At 71.3% G+C, this 23,715-nt stretch carries 21 protein-coding genes; 11 read left to right on the top strand and 10 right to left on the bottom strand.

The window, feature by feature from the left end; all coding sequences use genetic code 11:
• Positions 1-4: 4 nt before the first annotated feature.
• The 3 genes from QSK31_RS25970 (at position 5) to QSK31_RS25960 (ending at position 2,674) form a co-directional block, all read left to right on the top strand.
• Positions 5-1,309 carry a chorismate-binding protein gene (locus QSK31_RS25970; RefSeq protein ID WP_285686936.1) on the top strand — a complete coding sequence of 435 codons (1,305 nt, stop codon included), beginning with the start codon at positions 5-7 and terminating at the stop codon, positions 1,307-1,309.
• 174 nt (positions 1,310-1,483) lie between these two features.
• Entirely contained in the window at positions 1,484-1,984 is a 501-nt protein-coding gene (gene def / locus QSK31_RS25965) for a peptide deformylase (protein ID WP_285686935.1), read from the top strand.
• 315 nt (positions 1,985-2,299) lie between these two features.
• On the top strand, positions 2,300-2,674 hold the full coding sequence (locus tag QSK31_RS25960) for a hypothetical protein (protein WP_285686934.1): 375 nt from the start codon (positions 2,300-2,302) through the stop codon (positions 2,672-2,674).
• A 38-nt stretch (positions 2,675-2,712) separates the two neighbouring features.
• Here QSK31_RS25960 and recQ read toward each other — a convergent pair whose 3' ends face one another.
• From recQ to QSK31_RS25940, 4 genes are read right to left on the bottom strand one after another with little or no spacing between them, the layout of a single operon-like run.
• Positions 2,713-4,536, bottom strand: coding sequence for a DNA helicase RecQ (recQ, locus tag QSK31_RS25955; RefSeq protein WP_285686933.1), 1,824 nt, complete (start codon positions 4,534-4,536; stop codon positions 2,713-2,715).
• Between the two features lie 55 nt (positions 4,537-4,591).
• Positions 4,592-5,527 (bottom strand): prolyl aminopeptidase, encoded by a 936-nt coding sequence (gene pip / locus QSK31_RS25950; protein WP_285686932.1) that lies wholly within the window; start codon positions 5,525-5,527, stop codon positions 4,592-4,594.
• Between the two features lie 2 nt (positions 5,528-5,529).
• The gene (locus QSK31_RS25945; protein WP_285686931.1) at positions 5,530-7,467 is read right to left on the bottom strand and encodes a SpoIIE family protein phosphatase; all 1,938 of its coding nucleotides are present in this window, start codon (positions 7,465-7,467) and stop codon (positions 5,530-5,532) included.
• 33 nt (positions 7,468-7,500) lie between these two features.
• Positions 7,501-8,151 (bottom strand): GTP cyclohydrolase II, encoded by a 651-nt coding sequence (locus tag QSK31_RS25940; RefSeq protein ID WP_285686930.1) that lies wholly within the window; start codon positions 8,149-8,151, stop codon positions 7,501-7,503.
• Positions 8,152-8,317: 166 nt separating this feature from the next.
• Between QSK31_RS25940 and QSK31_RS25935 the strand changes: the two genes are divergently transcribed.
• Complete coding sequence (locus tag QSK31_RS25935; protein ID WP_285686929.1) at positions 8,318-9,007, top strand: RibD family protein; 690 nt, start codon at positions 8,318-8,320, stop codon at positions 9,005-9,007.
• A 1-nt stretch (position 9,008) separates the two neighbouring features.
• Here QSK31_RS25935 and QSK31_RS25930 read toward each other — a convergent pair whose 3' ends face one another.
• Genes QSK31_RS25930 through QSK31_RS25910 form a run of 5 tightly spaced genes read right to left on the bottom strand, consistent with a single transcriptional unit; the run spans position 9,009 to position 13,326 of the window.
• Positions 9,009-10,028 (bottom strand): lysylphosphatidylglycerol synthase transmembrane domain-containing protein, encoded by a 1,020-nt coding sequence (locus QSK31_RS25930; RefSeq protein ID WP_285686928.1) that lies wholly within the window; start codon positions 10,026-10,028, stop codon positions 9,009-9,011.
• Between the two features lie 59 nt (positions 10,029-10,087).
• Entirely contained in the window at positions 10,088-10,861 is a 774-nt protein-coding gene (locus QSK31_RS25925) for a class I SAM-dependent methyltransferase (protein WP_285686927.1), read from the bottom strand.
• Positions 10,858-11,859 carry a glycosyltransferase family 4 protein gene (locus QSK31_RS25920; RefSeq protein ID WP_285686926.1) on the bottom strand — a complete coding sequence of 334 codons (1,002 nt, stop codon included), beginning with the start codon at positions 11,857-11,859 and terminating at the stop codon, positions 10,858-10,860. The genes QSK31_RS25925 and QSK31_RS25920 overlap by 4 nt, the downstream gene beginning before the upstream one ends.
• Positions 11,860-11,919: 60 nt before the next feature.
• Positions 11,920-12,318, bottom strand: a complete 399-nt coding sequence (locus QSK31_RS25915; protein WP_285686925.1) for a 6-pyruvoyl trahydropterin synthase family protein — start codon at positions 12,316-12,318, stop codon at positions 11,920-11,922.
• 42 nt (positions 12,319-12,360) lie between these two features.
• Positions 12,361-13,326: a zinc-dependent alcohol dehydrogenase gene (locus tag QSK31_RS25910; protein ID WP_285686924.1), complete on the bottom strand. Its 966-nt coding sequence runs from the start codon at positions 13,324-13,326 to the stop codon at positions 12,361-12,363.
• A gap of 105 nt (positions 13,327-13,431) precedes the next feature.
• Between QSK31_RS25910 and QSK31_RS25905 the strand changes: the two genes are divergently transcribed.
• Together QSK31_RS25905 and QSK31_RS25900 are read left to right on the top strand one after the other, a co-directional pair.
• Complete coding sequence (locus QSK31_RS25905; RefSeq protein ID WP_285686923.1) at positions 13,432-14,226, top strand: CDP-alcohol phosphatidyltransferase family protein; 795 nt, start codon at positions 13,432-13,434, stop codon at positions 14,224-14,226.
• Positions 14,227-14,416: 190 nt separating this feature from the next.
• Positions 14,417-15,070 (top strand): threonine/serine exporter family protein, encoded by a 654-nt coding sequence (locus QSK31_RS25900; protein ID WP_285686922.1) that lies wholly within the window; start codon positions 14,417-14,419, stop codon positions 15,068-15,070.
• Positions 15,071-16,182: 1,112 nt separating this feature from the next.
• Here QSK31_RS25900 and QSK31_RS25895 read toward each other — a convergent pair.
• Positions 16,183-17,298: a M48 family metallopeptidase gene (locus QSK31_RS25895; RefSeq protein ID WP_285686921.1), complete on the bottom strand. Its 1,116-nt coding sequence runs from the start codon at positions 17,296-17,298 to the stop codon at positions 16,183-16,185.
• Positions 17,299-17,530: 232 nt separating this feature from the next.
• Here QSK31_RS25895 and QSK31_RS25890 point away from each other — a divergent pair, with 232 nt between their 5' ends.
• The 5 genes from QSK31_RS25890 to QSK31_RS25870 are packed head-to-tail and all read left to right on the top strand — an operon-like array spanning position 17,531 to position 23,659.
• Positions 17,531-18,529 (top strand): LacI family DNA-binding transcriptional regulator, encoded by a 999-nt coding sequence (locus QSK31_RS25890; protein WP_285686920.1) that lies wholly within the window; start codon positions 17,531-17,533, stop codon positions 18,527-18,529.
• A 21-nt stretch (positions 18,530-18,550) separates the two neighbouring features.
• On the top strand, positions 18,551-19,888 hold the full coding sequence (locus QSK31_RS25885) for an ABC transporter substrate-binding protein (RefSeq protein WP_285686919.1): 1,338 nt from the start codon (positions 18,551-18,553) through the stop codon (positions 19,886-19,888).
• Complete coding sequence (locus tag QSK31_RS25880) at positions 19,885-20,739, top strand: carbohydrate ABC transporter permease (protein ID WP_285686918.1); 855 nt, start codon at positions 19,885-19,887, stop codon at positions 20,737-20,739. Before QSK31_RS25885 ends, QSK31_RS25880 begins: the two co-directional genes overlap by 4 nt.
• Positions 20,736-21,584, top strand: coding sequence for a carbohydrate ABC transporter permease (locus QSK31_RS25875; protein WP_285686917.1), 849 nt, complete (start codon positions 20,736-20,738; stop codon positions 21,582-21,584). Before QSK31_RS25880 ends, QSK31_RS25875 begins: the two co-directional genes overlap by 4 nt.
• Positions 21,581-23,659, top strand: a complete 2,079-nt coding sequence (locus QSK31_RS25870; RefSeq protein WP_285686916.1) for a beta-galactosidase — start codon at positions 21,581-21,583, stop codon at positions 23,657-23,659. The genes QSK31_RS25875 and QSK31_RS25870 overlap by 4 nt, the downstream gene beginning before the upstream one ends.
• Positions 23,660-23,715: the final 56 nt, after the last annotated feature.

Here is a 23,715-nt window from a genome sequence, read left to right as displayed (position 1 = left end):
TCCGATGGTCCACGGTAGGGGCGCTGTCGACCACTTCCCGACACCTCCTTCACGTCTCATTCCCGCATCACCTGGCTCCTGCCAGGGCGGTAACCGTGTGTCATCGACCTTCCGTTGGTCGCTGGGTGACCCCGGCGACCCCGCAGAGCTTGTCGCCGACTTCCTCAGCACCAACGGACTGCCCGTGCGAAACCTCGGCCGAACGGCCACCCAAGTCCACCCGACCGGCGATGGCACTCTGTGCGGCGCTGCACTGTACGTATCCGCGGCCGCCGGTTCCGTGATGGCCGGCGGGGCCGTCGGATCGCCGACTCCGGCGCCCGTCCTCCCTGACGTGTACGCCGTTGTCCTGCACCATGGTTCATCCCGGCCGCAAGAGGCCACGCACTCCTCGTTCACGCCTGCTTCATTCACGCCCGCGCCCGGCTCTCCCGTTGCGCCGGGTCTGTCGCCCGGGCCGGGCTCTCCTGTCGCGCCGGGTTTCTCGCTCGGGCCCTGGGTCGACTCCTGGACCGTTGACGACCACGCTCGGGCCGTGTCGCTGGCCCGGGAGGCGATCGCGCGGGGCGACATCTACCAGGTCAACGTGGTCGGGCACGCGTCCGCGCCGTACACCGGCGACCCGCTCGACGCGCTGTCCCGGCTGGCCGGGCTGTCCGGCGCCCGCTACGGCGGGGTGCTGGCCGGCGACGGCTGGGCGATCGGCTGCGCGTCACCGGAGACCCTGGTCGAGGTCCGCGACGGCCGGGTGATCACGCGGCCGATCAAGGGCACCCGTCCCGCCACCGCCGAGGGCCGCCACGAGCTGCTCACCTCGCCCAAGGAACGCGCCGAGCACGTGATGATCGTCGACCTGGAACGCAACGACCTCGCCCGGCTGCCCGGCGCCGGCCCGGTGCGGGTCGACAAGCTTTTCGCCGTACGCGAATGGTCCGGTCTCTGGCAGGCCGAGTCGGTCGTCTCCGCGCCCCTCGACGGCGACGTGGACCTGGTGTCCCTGCTGCGGGCGGTGTGCCCCGGCGGTTCGGTGACCGGCGCGCCCAAGCTGGCCGCCCTGGACGAGATCGCCCGCCTCGAGCCGGTCGGTCGTGGCGCCTCGATGGGCGCGCTCGGCTGGATCGGCCCCGACCACCTGGACCTGGGCCTGACCATCCGGACGGCGGCGGCCGACGGCGAGCGGATACACCTGTGGGCCGGCGGCGGCATCACCTGGGACAGCGATCCCGAGGCCGAGGTGGCCGAGGCTGCGGCCAAAGCCGCACCGCTGCGCAGAACCCTGGGTAACGCCCGGATAGGCTTGCGAACATGACTGAGCCGCCTATGTCATGCCCTTCTGGCCCTCGCCTTCGGCGCCGTTGTCCGGTGCCGGTCGCTGCCGCTCGGTGCAGTCGGTCATGACTGAGCCGCTTATGTCATGCCCTTCTGGCCCTCGCCTTCGGCGCCGTTGTCCGGTGCCGGTCGCTGCCGCTCGGTGCAGTCGGTCATGACAGTGAGGCCGATCCGGATCTTCGGCGATCCGGTCCTGCGTACCGAATGCGACCCCGTCAAGGACTTCGACGCCGAGCTGCGCGAGCTGGTCCGCGACCTCGAGGACACCGTCCGCGAGCCCGGCCGGGCCGGTGTCGCCGCCCCGCAGATCGGCGTCAGCCTGCGCGTCTTCTCCTACAACGTCGACGACGTGATCGGCCACCTGGTCAACCCGGTGCTGAGCGACTTCGAGGGCGAGCAGGACGACGAGGAGGGCTGCCTCTCCGTACCCGGCCTGTACTTCCCCACCCACCGCTCGATGCGGGTGACCGCGACCGGCCAGGACCAGCACGGCGAACCGCTCGTCATCCACGGCGAGGGCTTCCTGGCCCGCGCCCTGCAACACGAGACCGACCACCTCAACGGCACCCTCTACCTCGACACCCTCAAGGGCGAGGTCCGCAAGCAGGCCCTGCGCGAGGTCCGCAAGGTCCGGCCCGCCAGGGGCCCGAGCTGACCCGTCGCCCTCCCGGCCGGTCCGACTCCTCGGGCCGGTTCGGCACCTCGGGCCGGTTCGGCACCTCGGGCCGGTTCGGCACCTCGGGCCGCTTCGACTCTTGGCGGGCCCGTGAACGCCACGCCGGTCCGCAGGTCGGCTACCTGGTGGCCGACCTGCTCGACCCGCCGGCCCAGCCGATAGCCGCCCCGCGGCCCGGTAGCCGACCCAGGAACCGACGGGGTAGCCGCCGCCCACTGCGCGCAGGCGGCCGCTGACTGACGGTGGACACCATCGTTCACAGTGGATTCCGGGATCGACTCTCGGAGGTGGCCGGTGGTGGTTCGACAGGCGTCGTACGGCGTCGTGGGTGTGCTCGTACTCGTGCTCGCGGGTTGCGGCAGTGGCCGTGACGAGGCCTCGGAGAAGGCGTGCGGCGACGCCACGGCGGTGCTCGGGAAGTACGACGAGATGAAGGACTCGGTCGTGGAGATCCGCGCGGTGCTGATCCAGTCCATCCAGAAGAAGCTGCGCGAGATCGCGGAACCGGCCACCGGCGAGGTCAAGACGTCCATCGTGGCCGTCGCCGACACCATCGGGCAGTCCGGCATCAGCTCCAGCGACGACTTCATCGCCCTGGGCCCGAAGTTCCTGGAACTCGAGCCGAAGCTCGCCACCGCCCGCAAGAACCTCGCCGACTCCTGCGCGTAGAAACCACCCCGCGCGGCCCGTGAGCAGCTGAGAGCCGGTTACTCCTCGGCGAGGATCTCGAGGACGTCGGGGCCGAACTTCTCCAGCTTGGCCTTGCCGACGCCGCTCACGGTGCCGAGCTGGTCGAGCGACGTCGGCCTGAGGGCCGCGATCGCGCGCAGCGTCGCGTCGTGGAAGATCACGTACGCGGGGAGCTGCTGCTCCTTGGCCACCTTGCCGCGCCAGGCGCGCAGGCGCTCGAAGACCGGCTCGTCCGCGGGGGACATGGGCGTGGCCGGCGCCGCGGACGAGCTGCGCGACGACCGGGGCGCCTTGGCCGGCTTCTCCGGCTCGCGGCGCAGCATCACCTTGCGGTCGCCGCGCAGGACCGAGGTGCTGTCGTCGGTGAGGACCAGGGTGCCGTAGTCGCCCTCGACCGCGACCAGCCCGGCGGCCAGCAGCTGGCGCGCCACGCCCCGCCACTCGGACTCGCGCAGGTCGCTGCCGATGCCGAAGACCTTCAGTTCCTGGTGGCGGTGCTGGAGAACCTTTTCGGTCTCCTTGCCCAGCAGGATGTCGATCGACTGGCCGGCGCCGAATTTCTGGCCCCGCTCGCGCTGCAGCCGCCACACCGTGGAGAGCAGTTTCTGCGCGGCGACCGTGCCGTCCCAGGCCTCCGGCGGGTTGAGGCAGGTGTCGCAGTTGCCGCAGCCGACGTCGGTGAAGTCGTTCTGCCCGAAGTACTGCAACAGCTGGGAGCGGCGGCAGTCGACGGTCTCGCACAGGGCCAGCATCGCGTCGAGGTGGGCGGCAGCGTTGCGCCGGTGGGTGAGGTCGCCGTCGGACGAGTCGATCATCTTGCGCTGCTGCACGACGTCGGCCAGGCCGTACGCCAGCCAGGCGGTCGACGGCAGCCCGTCGCGGCCGGCCCGCCCGGTCTCCTGGTAGTAGCCCTCCACCGACTTGGGCAGGTCGAGGTGGGCCACGAACCGGACGTCGGGTTTGTCGATGCCCATGCCGAACGCGATGGTGGCCACCATGACCAGGCCCTCCTCGCGGAGGAACCGGGACTGGTTGGTCGCGCGGATGACCGGGTCGAGGCCGGCGTGGTAGGGCAGGGCGGGGATGCCCTCGTCGGTGAGGTAGGCCGCCACCTTCTCCACCGAGGCCCGGGACAGGCAGTAGATGATGCCCGAGTCGCCGGCGTGCTCGCTCCGGAGCAGCGAGAGCAGCTGCCGGCGCGGCTCGGCCTTGGGCACGATCCGGTACTGGATGTTGGGCCGGTCGAAGCTGGCCGTGAAGTGCCGGGCCATGGTCAGGTCGAGCCGTTTGGCGATCTCGTCCTTGGTGGCGCTGGTCGCGGTGGCGGTCAGCGCGATGCGCGGCACGTCCGGCCAGCGTTCGTGCAGCATCGACAGGTTGAGGTAGTCGGGGCGGAAGTCGTGGCCCCACTGGGACACGCAGTGCGCCTCGTCGATCGCGAACAGCGCCGGGGTGCCCCGGTCGAGCAGCCGCTGCACCGACTGGGTGCCGAGCCCCTCGGGCGCGACGTAGAGCAGGTCGAGCTCGCCGGAGATGTACTCCTGTTCGACGAGCTGACGGGACGAGTAGTCCTGCGTCGAGTTGAGGAACCCGGCTTTCACCCCGAGCGTGCGCAACGCGTCGACCTGGTCCTGCATGAGCGCGATCAGCGGGGAGATGACCACGCCGGTGCCGGGGCGCACCAGGGCGGGGATCTGGTAGCACAGCGACTTGCCGCCGCCGGTCGGCATCAGCACCAGGGCGTCGCCGCCGCCGGTCACGTGCTCGATGATCTCCTGCTGCTGACCGCGGAAGTCCGGGTAGCCGAAGATCTGGTGCAGCACATCCTTGGGCGAAGTCACCCGGGAATAGTAGTTACCCCGCCGGGGGAGTGCCCGGACCCTGTGGACAACCCGGTCAGGCGAGGCCGTTGATCACGGCCTGCAGACCCGCTTTCAGCGCCGGCTCGGTGCGCAGGTGGCCGGCACTGACGATCAGGAGATCCAGATTCTCGCCGTACGCCCGGGCCAGGTCGTACGCCTCGTACGGCGGCGTGCACATGTCGAAGCGGCCCTGGACCACCCGGCACGGCAGGTGCCGGATCGTCCCGATCGAGTCGATGATGTGGTTCTCCGGGATGAATCCGCCGTTGCCGATGAAGTGCGTCTCGATGATCGCGCAGGCCAGCGTGTTCTCGTCGGTCGCCACGGCGTGGGCCACCGACCGGGCGTCGTAGTCCAGCGAGCACAGTGTCAGCTCCCACGTGATCCAGGCGCGGGCGTACCGCTCCGCCTCGGCCGGATCAGCGGAACGTATCCGTTCGGCGTACCAGAGGGTGATCTCTCTGCCGCTGGACCGCCGATCAGCCGGAACCGGGCCGATGAAGGTCTCCCACTCCTCGGGGAAGTGCGGGCGCGGACCGCCCAGCGCGACCCAGTCCTCGTCCTGGCTGCGCATCAGATAGACGCTCCAGAGCAGCAGCCCGCGCACGCGATCCGGGTGGGCGATCGCGAACAGGAGGCTGAGCGTCGAGCCCCACGAGCCGCCGGCGACGTGCGCGTCGGTCCAGCCTCGGTGCGTCATCAGCGCGTCGATGTCGGCCACGAGTTCGGCCGAGGTGTTGTGGTCGAGGCTGCCGGTCGGCGTGCTGCGGCCGCATCCGCGCTGGTCGTGGAAGAGCACCCGATGCTTCGCCGGGTCGAACAGCGCCTTGTGTGTGTCGTTGAAGCCGGCGCCGGGACCGCCGTGCAGGCAGACCACGGGTACGCCGTCCGGTGCGCCCCACTCCTCCCAGTAGATCGTGTGGCCGTCGCCGACCTCGAGGTGTCCACTGCCGATCAGGAAGTCGGTCATGCTCAGGCGGGTCCGATCGTGACGTCGGGGATGGCGACCAGGGCGAGAACGTGCCGCGCGGGGCTGTCCGGAGCGGCGACGAGAGTCAGCTTGCCACCCTGCCGGCCGTGCCGGTCGGCCACCCGGTGCAGCGCGGCGACCCCGGCGCTGGCCAGGTGGGTGACCGCGGAGAGGTCGACGGTCAGCGGGAGCGTGCCGCCGCGGCTGCGCTGGAGCAGGCTCTGTTCGAGCCGTTCGGCGCTGGTGCTGTCGACCGGGCCCTCGACGTGGACCCCGCCCTCCGTCCCGCCGTCCGTCCCGTCGAGCTCGGTGAGGTGGAACTCGGCCGTCGTCACCACCGGGCGCGCGGACACCGCCTCGGAGAGCAGCCGGGCGGGCCGGGTCAGCGAGTGCCGGATGGTCGCCACCGTGCCCTCCGCGGTCGGCTCGACGCGCATCGTCTCGACCAGCTGCGAGGTCAGGGCCAGCCCGCGGCCCCGCGTGGACTGCCGGGCCGGTTCGCGCCAGCGGCCCTGGTCGGTGATCGTCACCTGCAGGCAGCCCACGGCGCTCAGCTCGGCGCGCAGCCGAACCACCGGCGCCGCCGGCGGTTCGACGCCGTCGAAGGCGTGCTCGATCGCGTTGGTCATCAGCTCGCCCAGCGCGTGCTGGAGCACGAACGTGTCCTGCGCGGTCGCGCCGGCCCTGGCCAGCCAGTCGGCGATCGCCGTGCGGGACGGGCGCAGCGACTCCGGGATGGCGGGCAGCTCCAGCTCGAGCGGGGCGGCCGGGGCCACCCGCTGGGCGGCCAGCACGGTGATGTCGTCGGTGTGCCCGGTCGTCCGGACGAGCAGCTCCACGGTCTGCGAGCAGACCCGCTCGGCCGGGCTCTGGCCGGGGTCGCGCAGGGCCCGCCCGGCGGCGCTGTCGGCGGCGACGCCGGCGAGCTCGGCGGTGCTGGCCGGGATGGTCCGGCCGGGCCGTTCCAGGATGCCGTCGGTGTAGAGGGCCACCAGGTCGCCGAGCTCGAGCGTCTCGGTACGCACCGGGAACAACGCGCCGGTGCCCAGCGGGGTACCGCCGGTGCCGGGCAGGTAGCGGGTGTCGCCGGCATCGGTGACCAGCAGCGGTGGCGGATGTCCGGCCGTGCAGTACGTCAGTGTGCCGTCCGCCGGGTCGAGCAGCGCGACGCACACCGTGGTGGCGTGCGCGGCCGGGATGCGGCGGGCGAACCGGTCGGCGGCGGCCAGCGCGTCGACCAGGTGCGCGCCGGTGTCCAGGCGGTCCCGCAGCACCGCGCGGAGCTGGCCCATCACCCCTGCGGCGGTCACCCCGTGACCGACCACGTCGCCGACCACCAGGGCCACCGAGCCGTCCTGGCGGACCACCGCGTCGAACCAGTCGCCGCCCGCCGCGCTGTCCGTCACCGCCGGGAGGTAGCTGGCCGCGATCTGCGCCCCGGGCAGCACCGGCAGGCCCGGCGGCAGCAGCACCCGCTGCAGGGCGGTCACCACGTCGCGGGTCTGGTCGTAGCGCTCCCGCAGGTCGGCGACCTCCGCCGCGGCGGCCTGACGCTTCCGTACGCTCTCTGTCACGTCGAAGCCGGTGCCGATCGATCCGCGGATCGTCCCGTCCGCGTTGCGCCACGGGACGATGGTGAAGTTGGCCCACATCTCGTGGATCGAGCCGTCCGGCAGGTCCAGGTGGACCCGCCACTCCTGCCCGGTGACCGGCTCGCCGGTCTCGTAGACCTCGTGGTACTTGTCCGGGATCTGCTGCCCGACCAGGTCGCTGAGCACCGCGCGGATCGGCTGCCCGACGACCGCCCGCTCGTCGAGCACCGCGCGTGTGGCGCCGCTGACGGCGACCACGCGCTGCTCCGGCCCTTCACAGACGGCGAGGATGAAGGGCAGCTGCTCGATGGCGTCGGCGAGCAGGCCCTCGTCTCCGGGCTCAGTCACCGCCCCATCCTGCCCCATTGCGGGCGTTCCGGCTCACTCCGCGAGCGGAAGGTCGATCGTATGGGCGGTGTGCGATGCCTTGGTACGCAGATACCGGACATTCGCCGCGGACACATGAACGCCTGTCGGGATCTGCTCCTCGACCTTCACCCCGGCCGCCATCAGCTGCGCGGCCTTGTCGGGGTTGTTGCTGAGCAGCCGGATCCGGTCGGCGCCGAGCGCGGTGAGCATCTGCGCGGCGGCGGTGTAGTCCCGTTCGTCCTCGGCGTGACCCAGGGCCAGGTTGGCCTCGTAGGTGTCCAGGCCGGCGTCCTGCAGCGCGTACGCGTCGAGCTTGGCGTAGAGCCCGATTCCCCGGCCCTCCTGCCGCAGGTACAGCAGGATGCCGCCGGCTTCGGTGATCCGTTCCGCCGCCTCGCGCAGCTGCGGGCCGCAGTCGCACCGCTGGCTGCCGAAGACGTCCCCGGTCAGGCACTCGCTGTGCGGCCGCACCAGCGGCGGACGGCCGCCGACCGATGACCGGGCCACGGCCCGCCGCCAGTCGCCGAGGCCCAGCGCCAGGTGCTCCTTGCCGTCCACCAGGCCGTCGAAGGTGAAGACGCGGGCACTGGTGGTGTACCCGTCGCCGAACCGCAACGGGACGGTCACCTGCGTCCGTACGACCGCCTCGGTTGTCTCGTTCATCGGCCCTCCTCGAACTGAGATGCCCAGCACGGGCACTGATGCCCGAAGATCTTTGTCACCATGCCGTAACAGCACGTGAATGTGCCAGCAATCCAAGTCCCGATTATCTTGGACGCATCGTGATCGGACAGGGTGACGAACGTCGCTCGCTGGAGAGGATTCATCGGTGGGTGAGCGACCGTACGTGCTGCTGAGCTGCGGCATGTCCATCGATGGCTATCTCGACGACGCCGCTGCCGAGCGGCTCATGCTGTCCAATGACGCCGATTTCGACCGGGTCGACGAGGTCCGCGCCGGCTGCGACGCGATTCTGGTCGGCGCCACCACCGTCCGCACCGACAACCCCCGCCTGCTGGTCCGCTCGGCCGAGCGCCGGGCCGGCCGGGCCGCGCGCGGCGAGCACCCCAGCCCGATCAAGGTGACCGTGACGAGCAGCTGCGACCTCGACCCGGCGGCGCGGTTCTTCACCGCGGGCGACGTGGCGAAACTGGTCTACTGCGCCACCGGCACCTGCGAGACGGCGCGCAAACGGCTGGGCGACGCGGCCGAGGTGGTCGACGGCGGCGAACCGGTCGACGTCCGCCGGGTGACCGCCGACCTGCATGCTCGCGGCGTCCGCCGGCTGATGGTCGAGGGCGGCGGCACGATGCACACCCAGTTCCTCACCGCGGGCCTGGCCGACGAGCTTCAACTGGTCATCGCGCCGATCTTCGTGGGCGACTCGCGGGCGCCGCGCTTCGTGCACGACGGCGAGTTCCCGTGGGGCCGTGACCGCCGCGCCGACCTGGCCGAGGTGCGTCAGATCGGCGATGTGGTCCTGCTTCGTTACGCTCTGTCCGAGCGCTACCGGGGCTAGTTCAGGCACCGCTGTGTGCCAGCACGCGCGGGGCGGGGCGCGGGGCCGGGACCGGGACGAAGACCGGCTCCGGGGTGACGATCTCCACCGTGCGGTACTTCGCCAGGAAGCGCCCGGCCAGCACGACCGCGCCGGGCAGCGCCGCGACGAAGGCGAACACGCCGTACACCACCGCGATCGTCAGCCCCTGGGTCGCGCTCATGCCCGCCGCCGCGAACGCCCAGGCCGTCACGCCCTCGCGCGGGCCCCAGCCACCGACGTTCAGCGGCAGGGTCATCGCCAGCAGGGCGAGCAGCATCAGCGGGGCCAGCCGCAGCACCGAGGCGGTCGAGCCGGCGGCCCGCGCGGCCACCACGAAGGTCGCCAGGTGACCGGCCAGCACCACCGTCGACGCCAGCACGACGCCCGGCAGGTTGCGCCGGTTCAGCAGGCCGGTGCGGATCTCGGTCAGCGCGGTGGCCGCGGCCTTCGCGATGCGGGAGGTGCCGGTGCGCAGGCGGCGCGTGCCGAGCACGACGGCCGCGCCGGCCACGAGGACGATCAGGGCGGTCGTCGCGGCTGCGGCTCCGTGCTTCTCCAGCACGGTCAAAACCGGCGACGGTACGGTGAGGAGCACGGTGACCCCCACGGCGAAGAGGACGATCTGTCCCGCCGTCCGCTCCAGCACCACCGCGCGGACGCCGCGCCCGACGTCGCCGGTGTCCTTGCCGTGGCGCACCGCCCGGTCGACATCGCCGAGCACGCCACCGGGCAGCGCCGCGTTGAGGAACAGGGCCTTGTAGTAGTCGGCGATCGCCGACCGCATCGGCAGGCGCATCCCGATGCCGCGGGCCACCAGGCACCAGCGCCAGGCGCTGAACACCGTGGTCGTGACGCCGATCAGGAACGCCACCAGCAGCGTGCCGCCGTCGATGACCCGAAGCCCGTCGAGGAAGGCGCCGGTGCCCAGCTTCCAGATCAGGAGGCCGATGATGCCTGCACCGCCGAGCACGCGTACCCATGCCCAGACCGATCGCGTCACGATTGCTGTCCCCTCGGTAGCCCTACACCCACCAGTACGCCGGGCTGCCGCATTTCGGTTCAAACAAACGTGGCGAGAACATCCGCGTGGCCGACGCTCGCCGCGAAGCCGTCCGCCGCGCGCCGCCGCAGATATTCGTCCAGACGCAGGTCAGGCCGCTGCTCGAGGGCCGCGCCACTCCAGCCGGCGAGCCATTCATCGGCGAGCGGATCGGTGTCGGATGACAGACGCCACACCGCCGGCCGCACGGCGACGGTCGCGCCGACCTTCCCGAAGGCGGCCGCCGCGACGTCCGCGGCATCCGGCCCGAGCAGCCGCCGCCCGTCGCTCTCCCGCCGCTGATGCTCGTTGAACGCGGCGGCGACCTCGTCGTCCAGCGGGTCGGCCGGGTCCAGCGACACCTCACCGGTCACCGACAGGGTGAACAGCGCGGCGGCGCCCGCCTCCGCGCACGCCGCGGCCAGCCCCTCCACCTCCTCGGTGGTGAGCAGGTCGAGCAGCGCGGAGCAGGTGACCAGCGACGTCCCGGCCAGATCGGCGCCGGTCAGCCCGGTCACGTCACCCTGCCGCGTCTCCACGGTCACGCCCGCCGGCAGGTGCGACTCCGCGTGGGCGAGCAGCACCGGATCGCGGTCCATCAGCACCCAGTGCTGCGGTCCCTTCAGCCGCGGCGCCAGCCAGCGCCCCATCGACCCGGTCCCGCACCCCAGATCCCGTACGACCAGCGGCCCGCTCAGCGTCTCCCGCAGCGTCTCGACCAGCGTCCGGTCCCGCGCGGCGGCGTCCGCCGGCTCCCGCAACGTCAGCCAGTCCGGACTGAACTCACCCGTCATCCCCGAAGCACCTCATCCAGTAGCCGTGTCGTCTCATCCCACCCACGCAGCGTCTCCCGCCGCGCCCGCGCCGCGGCTCGCCACCGCTCCCGCAGCCGCGCATCGCCGAGCCACTCCCGGAGCGCGACCGCCAGGGCCTCCGGATCGCCCGGCGGCACCAGTACCCCCGGGACGGTCCCGTCCGGGGCCGCACCCAGCGCCTCCGGCACCCCGTCGACCTGGGTGCCCACCACGGGCAGCCCCCGGGCCAGCGCCTCGGTCACCACCATGCCGTAGGTCTCCGCCCGCGACGGCAGCACCAGCAGATCCGCCGCTCCGTAGGCGGCGTCCAGCTCCGCCCCGCCGAGGGGCCCGGCGAAGACCACCCCCCGCATCGCCGTCGCCGGTGGCGTCCCGGCGCCGACGAAGGTGCAGGTCCAGGGCGGGTCCTCCAGCGCGGACAAGGCGCTGAGCAGGACGTCCTGCCCCTTGCGGTGCGAGATCGCGGCGACGCAGAGGAAGCGCCCGCCGCCCGGGGAGGGCTCGGCCACGGGGGCGAGATCGACGCCCGGCGCGGCGACGGAAACCTTGTCCGCCGGCAGGCCGTGCAACGCGATCACGCGGGCCGCCGCTTGATCGCTGGTGACCACGATGCCGGCCGCCGCGTGCAGGGCGCGCCGCTCCAGCGGAACCAGGTCGGCTGCCTCCGCCGACTCGTCGCCCAGAGGCAGATGGACCAGCATGATCACCCGCAGCCGGCTGGCGGCCCGCTCGATGACCTCCGGGACGCCGCACCCGACCAGTCCGTCGATCACCACCTGGGACATTTCCGGAATGCCGCCCAGTGCGGCGGCGAGCGCGTCGACCGAGCGGGGAGCCGGGCGCGGCCACGACCCCGGGACGGCGATCTCGTGCACGTTCGTGAGCCGGTCGGACACCGCCCGGTCGTAGCGGTTGCCGCCGCTCGGCCGGGCGGGATCGTCGACCCCGCCCGGCATCACGAAGAACCGTCCGCTCATGTCGCTTTGCTCTGAGCACGTATATGCATCACGGCGTCGCCTCGGGTGTGTCTTGGCTGGTCAGAGCACGCGCTCGTAGGAGGCCCAGGCGATGTGCGACTCGTGCAGCGTCACCTGGATGCCGGTGAGGCCGGATGCGCCGGCGCCCAGTTCCCCGGACGCGACCCCGTCGGCCAGCCGGTCCGCGATCACCTTGGCCAGGAACTCGGTCGACGTGTTCACCCCGGCGAAGTCCGGCTCGTCGTCCAGGTTGCGGTAGCTGAGCTGCCCGCAGATCGCGTGCAGCCGCTCGAGCGCCAGCCCGATGTCGACGACGATGTTGTCCGCGTCCAGCTCGGGCCGCCGGAACGTGGCGTCCACCACGAACGTGGCGCCGTGCAGCTTCTGTGCGGGGCCGAACACCTCGCCGGAGAAGCTGTGCGCGATCATGATGTGGTCGCGGACGGTGACGCTGAACAAACTCTCACTCTCCTTCAGTAGTTCACCAGGTGACACGAGGCTTCAGTAGTTCACCAGGTGACACAGCGCGGGCAGGCTGCCGTCGGCCAGCCGCGGCAGCACGTCGGGCAGCTCGGCGAAGTCACAGCTACCCGTGATCAACGCGTCGAACCGTGCGTCCTTCAGCAGATCAAGGGCAAGGGCAAGGCGCTCCGCGTACGTACGGCGCCGCCCGGGCGGGATGCCGCCGACCTGGCTTGACTTCACGGTGAGCCGGCGCGAGTGGAAGAACTCGCCGAGCGGAACCGTCACCGGCCGGTCGCCGTACCAGCTGAGCTCGACCACGGTGGCGTCCGTGGCGAGCAGTTCCAGCGAGCGGGCCAGCCCGGCGGACGTGGCGCTGGCGTGGATCACCACGTCGCAGTCGCCGAGCGCGTCGGCCGGTGACGCGAAGCCGACGCCCAGCGCTGCCGCGAGCGTGGCCCGTGACGGGTCGACGTCCACCAGTTGCACCCGTGCGCCGGGCAGCCCGGCCAGCACCGCGGCCACCGAACAGCCGACCATGCCGCCGCCGACGACCGCGATCCGGTCGCCGATCAGCGGGGCGGCGTCCCATACCGCGTTGACGGCGGTCTCGACCGTCCCGGCCAGCACGGCCCGGGCGGGTGGCACGTCGTCGGGGACCACGGTCACCGCGGAGGCCGGGACCACGTACCGGGTCTGATGGGGGTAAAGGCTGAAGACCGTGCGGCCCTGGAGGCTCGCCGGGCCATGCTCGACCACGCCGACGTTGAGGTAGCCGTACTTGACCGGGGCCGGGAAGTCGCCCTCCTGGTAGGGCGCGCGCATCGCGTCGTGCTGACTCGGCGGAACGCCCCCGCTGAACACCAGCGTCTCGGTGCCGCGGCTCACGCCGGAGTGCAGCGTACGCACCAGAACTTCGTCGTTCGACGGATCCGGCACGGATTGCGTGCGTATCTCGCCCCGGCCTGGGGAAGCCATCCAGAAGGCGCGTGCGCCACCCGACATAGAGGGACTCCTAGACAGGCTGAACCGAACGCGCCTCAGCGAGCGTATTCGGTGTAGACAGCGGCAACCATACGCGGCAACCGATCTTGCCACCCAGGAGGCACGGTGACATCCAGTAACCCGACGGCTACGTCCAGCAGTCGTGGTCCGGCGTTCGGTCTGGTCATCCAGGCGGGTCTGCTGATCACGCTGGGCGCCACCGTGGGCCTCTCCGCAGGCGGCTGGGCGGCCGGAGCAGCGTACGGCATCGTGCTCTGCGCCCTGCTCGCGCTCGGCCTGCGCCGAGCCGGACTCACCAAGCTCGGCCCCGCGAACCTGGTCACCTTCGCCAGGGCGCTGATGGTCGGCGGGGTGACCGCGATGGTCGTCACATCGTTCACCCGGCCGGTCCACATGGTGGCGCTGGTCACCCTGGTCGGCGTGGCGCTCGCGCTGGACGGCGTCGACGGCCAGGTGGCCCGGCGCACAGGCAACAGCACGGCCCTGGGTGCCCGGTTCGACATGGAGATCGACGCGTTCCTGATCCTGGTGCTCAGCGTGTTCGTGGCCGGCACGTTCGGCTGGTGGACGGTGGCGATCGGCGCGTTCCGCTACCTGTTCGTGGCCGCCTCCTGGCTGGCGCCGTGGCTCACCGCCCCGCTGCCGCCGAAGTTCTCCCGCAAGACCGTGGCCGCCACCCAGGGCGTGGTGCTGGTCGTGGCGACCGCACACATCCTCCCCGACGTGATCGCCTTCGCCGGGCTGGCCGTCGCGCTGGTGTCGCTGACCTGGTCGTTCGCCAGGGACATCGCCTGGCTGTGGCGCTCCGAGCAACTCCGCCGTGCCGCGGCCGCCCGCACCGAGCTCCCCATCGTCCCGTCCCGGCGCCGCGTCCTGCGAACCCCCGCCGCCGTCGGCTGACCCCGGCGGTCCCGTCCGACCCGGCCGGGTGATGCGTATATGTGCGCAGAGCAAAGCGGCCGGGCACTGCGAGCCACCCGGCCGAAAGTCGTATTGTCGGCGGCCGACGTCCTGCCCGCGGGCCGATGTGCCCGCGGCGCCCCGGACGACATGCTTCCCCCACTGTCGCCAACCGACCCTGGGGGAACGCATGACCGCCGCACCGCAGGACACGACTGCGCCGCTCGCACACGCGGACGTCATCGTCCTGGACTACCTCGCCGCCCTGTGGGCCGAGAGCGAGGACCTGTCGCCGGAAGTGCGCGACGAGCTGATGACCACGGTCGCCGACTACATCGCGATGCGGCGTACGTCGGTGTCCGACCCGCTCTCCGACCCCGAACAGATCGTCGGGCGCCTCGGGCCGCCGGAAGCCCTGGTCGGCGCCGTCCGGCGCGGGCGGATGCCGGCCCACCTGCGCCTGCCGCTCACCCAGCCGCCGGTCCCGATGCGCCGCCCCGGCCCACCACCCGTCCCCGCCGACCGCGTCCCCGACCGGAACGTCGGCTCCGACGGCGCGGCGATCGCCCTGCTGATGGGCGGAGGCTTCGTGCTCCCGGTGGTGGCCCCGCTCGCCGGCATGCTGATCGCGTCGGTCTCGCAGCGCTGGACACTCGCCCAGAAGCTGGCCTCCTGGACGCTGGTGATGGGCTCGGTGGTGGCCGGTTTCATCCTGTCGGTGATCGTCCTCGCCTCGTCCAACGCGGAGGCGCTGGCGCTGTTCGTGGCCTACTCGACCGTGGTGACCGGCTCGATGATCGCCGGGATCACGCTCATTCCGGGGCTGAACAGGAAGAACGGCTAGACACTTTCGTGGTGGAGGTTTGACCGGCCGTCCTTCCTGGGTGCGTGGCGGTGCTGCCAACAGGTCGTGCCAGGCCGTGAGGGTCAGTAACTCGCGGTTACCGCTGGGTGCGGGGGTAGGGCCGGGTTGCCAAGCGCCGGGGTGCCCGCTCACCGTCGCTGCCGCCGCTCACGGTGGTGGTCGCGGTCCGCGGTGGTGGTCGCGGTCCGCGGTGGTGGTCGCGGTCCGCGGTGGTGGCCGCAGCCCTCGGTGGTGGCCGGGCACGCCAGCGGTAGCTGAAGGCGGCATCTGCGGCGTTGACGGCCGGCCCGGCCCATGCGCGCCGCCCCACCGGGCGGCCGGTGGTAGGACCGGGCGCTATCCACTGAGCTTCCCCGCTCTGAGCTACCACCCGCGCGGACCGTGGTGGCTCAGAGCGGCATCTCGACCCCGATACCGCTCTGTCCCACCACTGCGCGCCTGCCCTGCCACCCGCGCCCGCTCCTACCGCCGACCGCCGCCGACCGCGCCTTACCGCCGACCGCGCCCAGCCGCCGACCGCGCCTTACCGCCGACCGCGCCCAGCCGCCGACCGCGCCCGGCCACGACCGTGAGTGGCGGCAGCAAGGGCGAGCGGGCATCCGGGCGCCGGGCGCACCCAGGCGAAACCCCGCGCGGGCCGTGAGCGGCGGCAGTGAGCGGGCACCCGGACGCCTGACACACCCGCATGGACCCCGCCGCCACGCGATGGTGGCGGCAGCGACTGTGACCGGGCACCCCGACCGCATAGCGACCCGGCCCACACCCAGCGGAAACGCCGACAGCAAGACCAGACCATCACTCCGGAAGGTGTCCGGAGTCGTACCACCGGGACGCGATGCGCGTCCCGCCCTTCGCGCGTCGGAGCGGATACCAGCCGAAGGGCACGGCCCACCTGGGTGGGTGGGTGGGTTGCGCGCATCGACGGACCGCCGCCTCCCCCACCCCGGCACTGGGTGGGACGTCAAGGTAGCTCGGGGCGTGAGGATTTGGCGGCGTTGTCCACAGGGGTGGCCGCGTGTGGATGCGCCGACCGAACTACACAGAACAGAGCGGCACCCGCGATGCGGATGCCGCTCTGTGCGGGGAGACCGTCAGCCGGGGCTGTCGGTGGCCGCGTCGCCTGGGGGAGTGCCGCCCTGGCCCCGGGCCGCCCGGGAGGCCGCGTCGGCCGCCGTGCTGGCCCAGGTGCGGGCCTTGCCGGCCTGGCTGCCCGCCCACTCGCCGAAGTCGGCCGCGCCTCCGCTGACCCGGCGGGCGAGGTGCACGAGCGGGTCGGGGGAGGTGTTGAACGCCTCGCGGTAGTGGGAGGCGGCTGCCTTCACGTCCCCGGTGACGGACGCGTTGCCGTCGCCGTCGCGGCGTTCGTATTCGCCGTTGACGATTCTGGCGTACTCGCCCGTGTCGACCCAGCGCTGCAGTTCGCCTGCCCGGGCCACCGGGACGGGGTGGCTCGAGTACAGGGTCATGCCGATCTTCAGGACGCTGTCGCGCAGGTCGCCGCCGCCGCGGTAGTCGTGGGCCTGCTCGAGGAAGGCGGCGGTGTCGATCTGGGACAGGTCGCCGCCGCCGGCCAGCTTCATCAGGAGGCGGAGGGAGGCGGCGGGGTCCTGGCCGGCGAGCAGGCCGGCGCGGTCGGCGGAGAGTTCGGCCTTGCGCCACCACTCGTACATGGCGGCGATGATGGCCCGCAGCGCGATCGCGCCGATGGGCAGCCAGCTGACGTTGGCCGCCCACTTGGTCAGGATCATCATGATCGTCTTGTAGACGGCGTGGCCGCTGCGGACGTGGCCGATCTCGTGGCCGAGGAGCGCGCGCAGTTCGTCGTCGTCTAGTTTCTCCACGGCGGCGGTGCTGATCACGATGAACGGCTTGTCCATGCCGATCGCCTCGCCGTGGATGATCGGGTTCTGCCCGACGTAGAGCTCGGGCAGTTCGGCCACGTCGAGCGCGGTCGCCGCCTCGGTGAAGACGCGGTACACCCGCGGGTACTGCCGGTGGTCCACGCGCACAGCGCTGGCCAGGTACGACAGCCGGAACGCGCGTTCGTTCCACATGCCGAAGAAGGCCTTCACCACGTCGTCGAAGCCGCGAAGCTCGCGCAGCGCGGTCAGCGCACCGCGGTCGGCCGGGTGTTCCCAGGCGCGCGAGCTGATCCCGGTCAGCGTCACTCGGGCCCGGGCCGGCCGATTGTCATCATCGATGGTCATCTGTTCCCCTCCGGAGCATTCCTTGAGTGTGCCGAGCCTCAAGCAAAAAGCGCCCGGACACATCGGCTCGGAGCCGGACTTTCCGGGGCGGCGCTCTGCAACTTTCGGCGGACCCCGGGAAACAAAACAGAAACCGACCGTTGACATTCGACGCATTCGGCAACCAGGATCTGACTACGGAGTCAGACCGGGAAGTCAGACCAGGAAATCAGGCCGGAGCGAGGAGGCTCGGATGGTCAGGCGCCGCCCCGCGGGAACGGATGTGGCCTCCCGTGCGGGCGTCTCGCAGAAGACGGTGTCCCGGGTCATGAACGGGGAGCCGTACGTCAAGGAAGAGGTCCGTCTCCGGGTCCTGCAGGCCGCACAGGAGCTGGGCTATCGGCGTAACAACGCGGCCCGCACGCTGACCTCCGGCCGGACCCGGCGGATCGGCGTGGTCTCCCTCGGCAGTCCGCTCTACGGTCCCGCGTCCACCCTGATCGAGCTCGAGCGGGGGGCCCGCAGCACCGGCTATTCGCTCAGCGTCGTCACCACCTTCGAGGGTGACCCGTCCGGCGTGGCCGGCGCGGTCGAGTCGCTGCTCGCCGAAGGCGTCGACGGCATCGTCCTGTCCGAGCCGATCGACGAGGGCGAGAACGTCCGGGTGGACGCCGACCTCCCGGTCCTCAGCCTCGGCAACTTCCCCGGCCTGACCGGGCCGGGCGTGGTGATCAGCGGGGCGGACGGCGCGGAGGCCGGCCGGGTCGCCACCCGGCACCTGCTCGACCTCGGTCACGAGACGGTGCATCACGTGGCCGGTCCGCAACGCTGGTGGGCGGCTCGGGACCGGCTCGCGGGCTGGCAGCAGGCTCTCCAGAAGAAGCCACAGGAATGGATCGAGGGCGACTGGTCGCCGGAGTCCGGCTATGCGGCGGGGCTGCGGCTGGCGAAGCGACCCGACGTGACGGCCGTCTTCGTGGCCAACGACGACATGGCGATCGGCCTGCTCGCCGCGATGCGGGAGGCCGGTCGGGAGGTGCCCGGCGACGTCAGTGTCGTGGGGCTCGACGACATACCGACCGCGGCGTACCAGTGGCCGCCCCTCACCACCGTCCGGCAGGACTTCGTCACGATGGTCCGCCACGGCCTCGAGCGCCTGTTACGGCAGATCGAGGCGCCCGGCATCGCCACGCCGGGCCATCCGGAGCCGGTGCACCTGGTCGTGCGCCGCTCCACCGCTCGTCCGCGCTGACAGCGAAGAGGAACCCCCTCCATGAAACGCTTCAAGGCAGCAGCAGTCGTCCTCGTCCTCGCCCTCGCCGCCTGCAGCGGCGGCGGTGACGACGAAACCACCAAGGCGGCTCCGGCCAGCCAGGCCGACATCGACAAGGCCATGCAGACCCCGACCGAGCTCACCTTCTGGACCTGGGTGCCCGACATCCAGAAGGAGGTGGACATGTTCACGGCCAAGTACCCGGCGATCAAGGTGAAGGTGGTCAACGCCGGTCAGGGCGAACCGCAGTACACCAAGCTGCGTACCGCGCTGAAGGCCGGCACCGGCGCGCCGGACGCCGTGCAGATCGAGTTCCAGTACATCCCGACCTTCTCGCTTACCAAGAGCCTGGTGGACCTGCGCCCGTACGGCGCGGAGGCGCAGAAGGACAAGTTCGTCGACTGGACCTGGTCGCAGGTCAGCGGCGCGAACGGGGAGATCTGGGCGTACCCGCAGGACACCGGCCCGATGGGCATGCTGTACCGGCAGGACCTCTTCGACAAGTACGGCATCGAGGTGCCGAAGACCTGGGAGGAGTTCGCCGCCGCCGCGCGCAAGCTGCACACCGCCGACCCGAAGGTCTACCTGACCAACCTGGCGTCCAACCAGAACGGCGCCTACATGGGGATGCTCTGGCAGGCCGGCGCCAAGCCGTTCGCGACCACCGGCCCGGAGTCGGTCACCGTCAACCTCAACGACGAGGTGGCCAAGAAGGTCGGCGACTACTGGGGCGGGCTGATCAAGGAGGGCGTGGTCTCGGCCGACCCCGACTTCACCGACCCGTGGTACCAGGCCCTGAACCGCGGCAAGTACGCCACCTGGCTGACCGCCGCGTGGGGCCCGGTCTTCCTGACCGGCAGCGCGAAGTCGACGTCCGGCAAGTGGCGGGCCGCGCCGCTGCCGCAGTGGACGGCCGGGGAGAACAAGGCCGGCAACTGGGGCGGTTCGACGACCGCGGTGGTGACCGGCACCAAGAACCCGGTCGCGGCGGCCAAGTTCGCCGAGTTCCTGAACACCGACCCGGCGGTGACCAAGCGGTTCGCCACCGAGCAGTTCCTCTTCCCGGCCACCAAGGCGTTGCTCGCCGATCAGTCGTTCACCGGCCTGAAGCCGGAGTTCTACGGCGGCCAGACGGTCAACCAGGTCTTCAGTGACATCAGCGGCACGGTGGACACCCAGTTCCAGTGGCCGCCGTTCCTGGACCAGGCCGTCAACGACTGGGACGAGACGGTGGGCAAGTCGTTCGCCGACAAGTCGGACACCGGCGCTGCTCTCGACCAATGGCAGCAACGGGTCAGCGATTATGCGAAGAACCAGGGTTTCAAGGTCGGCCAGTGAAGAAGGGTTACCTCTTCATCCTGCCTTTCATGATCGTCTTCGTGGCGATGCTGGTGGTCCCGCTGGTCTACGCGGCGTACCTGAGCCTGTTCCGGGAACAGCTCATCGGGGGCACGGTCTTCGCCGGGCTGGACAACTACACCCGGGCGCTCACCGACGATCGGCTGATCGGCGGGGTGCTCCGGGTGGTCCGGTTCTTCCTCCTGCAGGTGCCGATCATGCTGCTGATCTCCCTGGTGGCCGCGCTGGCGATCGACAGTGGACTGCTGCGGTTCGCGAAGGTGTTCCGGCTGGGGATCTTTGTTCCGTACGCGGTGCCGGCGGTGGTCGCCACGCTGATGTGGGGTTACCTGTACGGCCCGGACTTCGGTCCCTTCGCGCAGCTCGCCGGCTCGCTCGGCCTGCCGGCGCCGGGTTTCCTGACCGACGGCGGCATGCTCGGCTCGATGGCCAACATCGTGACCTGGGAGTTCGTCGGATACAACATGATCATCCTGTACGCCGCCCTGCGCGGCGTGCCGGGTGAGCTCTACGAGGCGGCGGCGGTGGACGGGGCCGGCTCGTGGCGGATCGCCTGGAGCATCAAGATCCCGGCGCTCCGCCCGGCCCTGCTGCTGTGCCTGATCTTCTCGGTGATCGGCAGCTTCCAGCTGTTCGCCGAGCCGCAACTGCTCCAGCGGCTGGCCCCGAGCGTGATCGACAGCGCGTACACCCCGAACCTGTACGCGTACACGCTGGCCTTCACCGGCCAGGAGGTGAACTACGCGGCGGCGGTCTCGTTCCTGCTGGGCCTGGTCATCGTCATCGCGTCGTCGCTGGTCCTGCTGGCCACCCGCCGGAGGCCGGCGTGAAGAGACGCAGCAATCTGCTGACCATCGGCATGCTGGCCCTGCTGGTCTACTTCCTGTTGCCGCTGTTCTGGCTCGTGGTCGCCTCGACCAAGTCCACCGGCGACCTGTTCAGCAGCTTCGGCCTGTGGTTCACCGCCGACTTCCACCTGTTCCAGAACATCGGCCAGGTCTTCACGTACGGCGACGGCGTCTACGGCCGGTGGCTGCTGAACACGCTGTTCTACTCGGTGGTCAGCGCCGGTGGCGCGGCGTTCCTGTGCGCGCTCGGCGGCTACGGGTTCGCCAAGTTCCGGTTCCGTGGCAACAGCACGCTGTTCGGTGTCGTGCTGGCCGCGGTGATGGTGCCGACCACCGCGCTGGCCATCCCGACCTACCTGCTGTTCAGCAAGATCGACCTGGTCAACACGCCGTGGGCGATCATCCTGCCGTCGCTGGTCAGCCCGTTCGGGCTCTACCTGATGCGGATCTACGCCCAGGACGCCATCGACGACAGCATGATCGAGGCGGGCCGGATCGACGGCGCGTCCGAGATGGGCATCTTCTTCAAGATCGTGCTGCGCTCGCTGGCGCCCGGCATCGTCACCGTGCTGCTCTTCACGCTGGTGGCGACCTGGAACAACTACTTCCTGCCGCTGATCATGCTGAACGACCCCGAGCTCTACCCGATCACCGTCGGCCTGGCCGCCTGGTCCTCGCAGACGGCGGGCGGCGGCGGCTCCACGGGTGATCTGCTCGCCCTGGTGGTGACCGGCTCGATGCTCTCGATCGTGCCGCTGATCGCCGCGTTCCTGCTGCTCCAACGCTATTGGCAGTCGGGCCTCTCCGCCGGAGGAGTAAAAGGATGATGAGCTTTCCCGATCGGGGCGTACTTTTCGGTGCGGCCTACTACCACGAGTACCAGCCGTACGAGCGGTTGAAGACCGACCTGGACCTGATGGCCGAGGCGAGTTTCACCGTGATCCGGGTGGGCGAGTCGGTGTGGTCGACCTGGGAGCCGGAGAACGGACGGTTCGACCTGGACTGGCTCCGGCCGGTGCTGGACGGCGCCCACGAGCGCGGCATCTCGGTCATCCTGGGCACCCCGACGTACGCGGTCCCGCCCTGGCTGGCCCGGCTCTACCCGGAGATCGCGGGGGAGCGGGCCACCGGGCAGCGCATCCCGTGGGGCGCCCGGCAGGAGGTCGACTTCACCCACCCCGCGTTCCGGTTCCACGCCGAGCGGGTGGTCCGCAAGATCCTCGAGCGGTACGCGAGCCATCCGGCCGTCATCGGATTCCAGGTCGACAACGAGCCGGGCAACGAGCTCCTGCACAACCACGGCGTCTTCCAGCGTTTCGTGGACCGGCTGCGGCACCGCTACGGCGACGTCGAGACCCTGAACCGCGCCTGGGGGCTGGTCTACTGGTCGCACCGGCTCGCCGACTGGGCCGACCTGTGGACCCCGGACGGCAACGCCCAGCCGCAGTACCACCTGGCGTGGCGGCGTTTCCAGGCCGAGCAGACCACCGAGTTCATCGCCTGGCAGGCCGGGATCGTCCGGGAGTACGCGCGCCCGGAGCAGTTCGTCACCACGTGCATCTCGTACGAGCGCCCGGCCGTCGACGACGCCGAGCTCACCCTGGCGCTGGACGTCACCGCGGGCAACCCGTACTACGCCATGCAGGACGGGCTGGCCCATCCCGGCGCCGGCGACCAGCCACAGTTCTGGACCACCACCGGCACCTGGGCGCTCTATCTGAGCGCCGACCGGATGTACTCGTCGAAACAGGCGCCGTACCTGGTCAGCGAGACCAACGCCCAGTCGATCGGCTTCCCCTGGAACAACCGGCCGGCGTACGACGGGCAGTGGCGCCAGGCGGCGTGGGCGCTGATCTCCCGCGGCGCCACGATGATCGAGTACTGGCACTGGCACACCCTGCACTTCGGCGCCGAGACGTACTGGGGTGGCGTGCTGCCGCACTCCGGGCGCCCCGGCCGCACGTACCGGGAGATCGCCCGGCTGGGCGCGGAGCTGGCCGCGGCCGGTGAGCTGGTGGCCGGGCTGACCCCGGACGCCGGCGTGGCGATGCTGTGGTCGGCGGAGAGCAAGTGGCTCATGCAGCGTTTCCCGCCGCTGGCGAAGGGCGAGCGCGACCCGGACGAGCGGGCCTATCACGGGCTGTTCGACCCGTTCTACCGCGGCGCGTTCGACGCCGGTGTGCCGGTGCGGATCCTGCACGCCGGGCACCTGGACGGTCCGGGCGAGGCGGCCCGCCGGTATCCGGTGCTGGTGGCGAGCGGGCTCTACATCGCCGACGACATCACGCTGGCCTGGCTGGTGGCGTACGCGGAAGCGGGCGGGCATCTGATCCTGGGTCCGCGCACCGGCTACGCCGACGAGGAGGCCCGCGCCCGGTCCGAGCCGGCGCCCGCGGTGGTCGGCGGGCCGGCGGGAGTCCGGTACGACGAGTTCAGCAACCTCAGCTCGCCGGTGCCGGTCCGGGCCACCGGCGGCGACCTGGAGCTGCCGCCCGGCGCGACCGCCACCCGCTGGATCGACGGCCTGGAGGCCGGCGGGGCCGACGTGCTCGCCCGCTACGAGCATCCGCACTTCGGGCGCTGGCCGGCGATCACCACCCGGGCGCACGGCCACGGCCGGATCACCACGGTCGGGACCGTGCCCGGCCCCGAGCTGGCCGCCGCGCTGTTCCGCTGGCTGGCGCCGCCCGGCGAGGGGGACTGGCGGGACACGCCGCCGTCCGTGACGGTCACCGGCGCCACCGCCCGGGACGGCCGCCGTGTCCGGTTCGTGCACAACTGGTCGTGGGATCCGGTTCCGTTCCGGCCGCCCGTACCGGTCACCGACGCCCTCACCGGCGAGGACGTGGAGGGTGAGGTGGACCTCGGGCCGTGGGACGTCCGGGTTTTGGTCGTGCGCTGAGTCTCATACCCGCCCGTCACCTGCCGATATGCCGGTAACAGAACCGGTAGAGGGGC

It is taken from the genome of Actinoplanes sp. NBRC 103695 (genome assembly GCF_030269485.1).
GTDB lineage: Bacteria > Actinomycetota > Actinomycetes > Mycobacteriales > Micromonosporaceae > Actinoplanes.
Note: the sequence above shows the minus strand (reverse complement) of the source record. Positions and strands in the feature narration are given on the sequence as shown.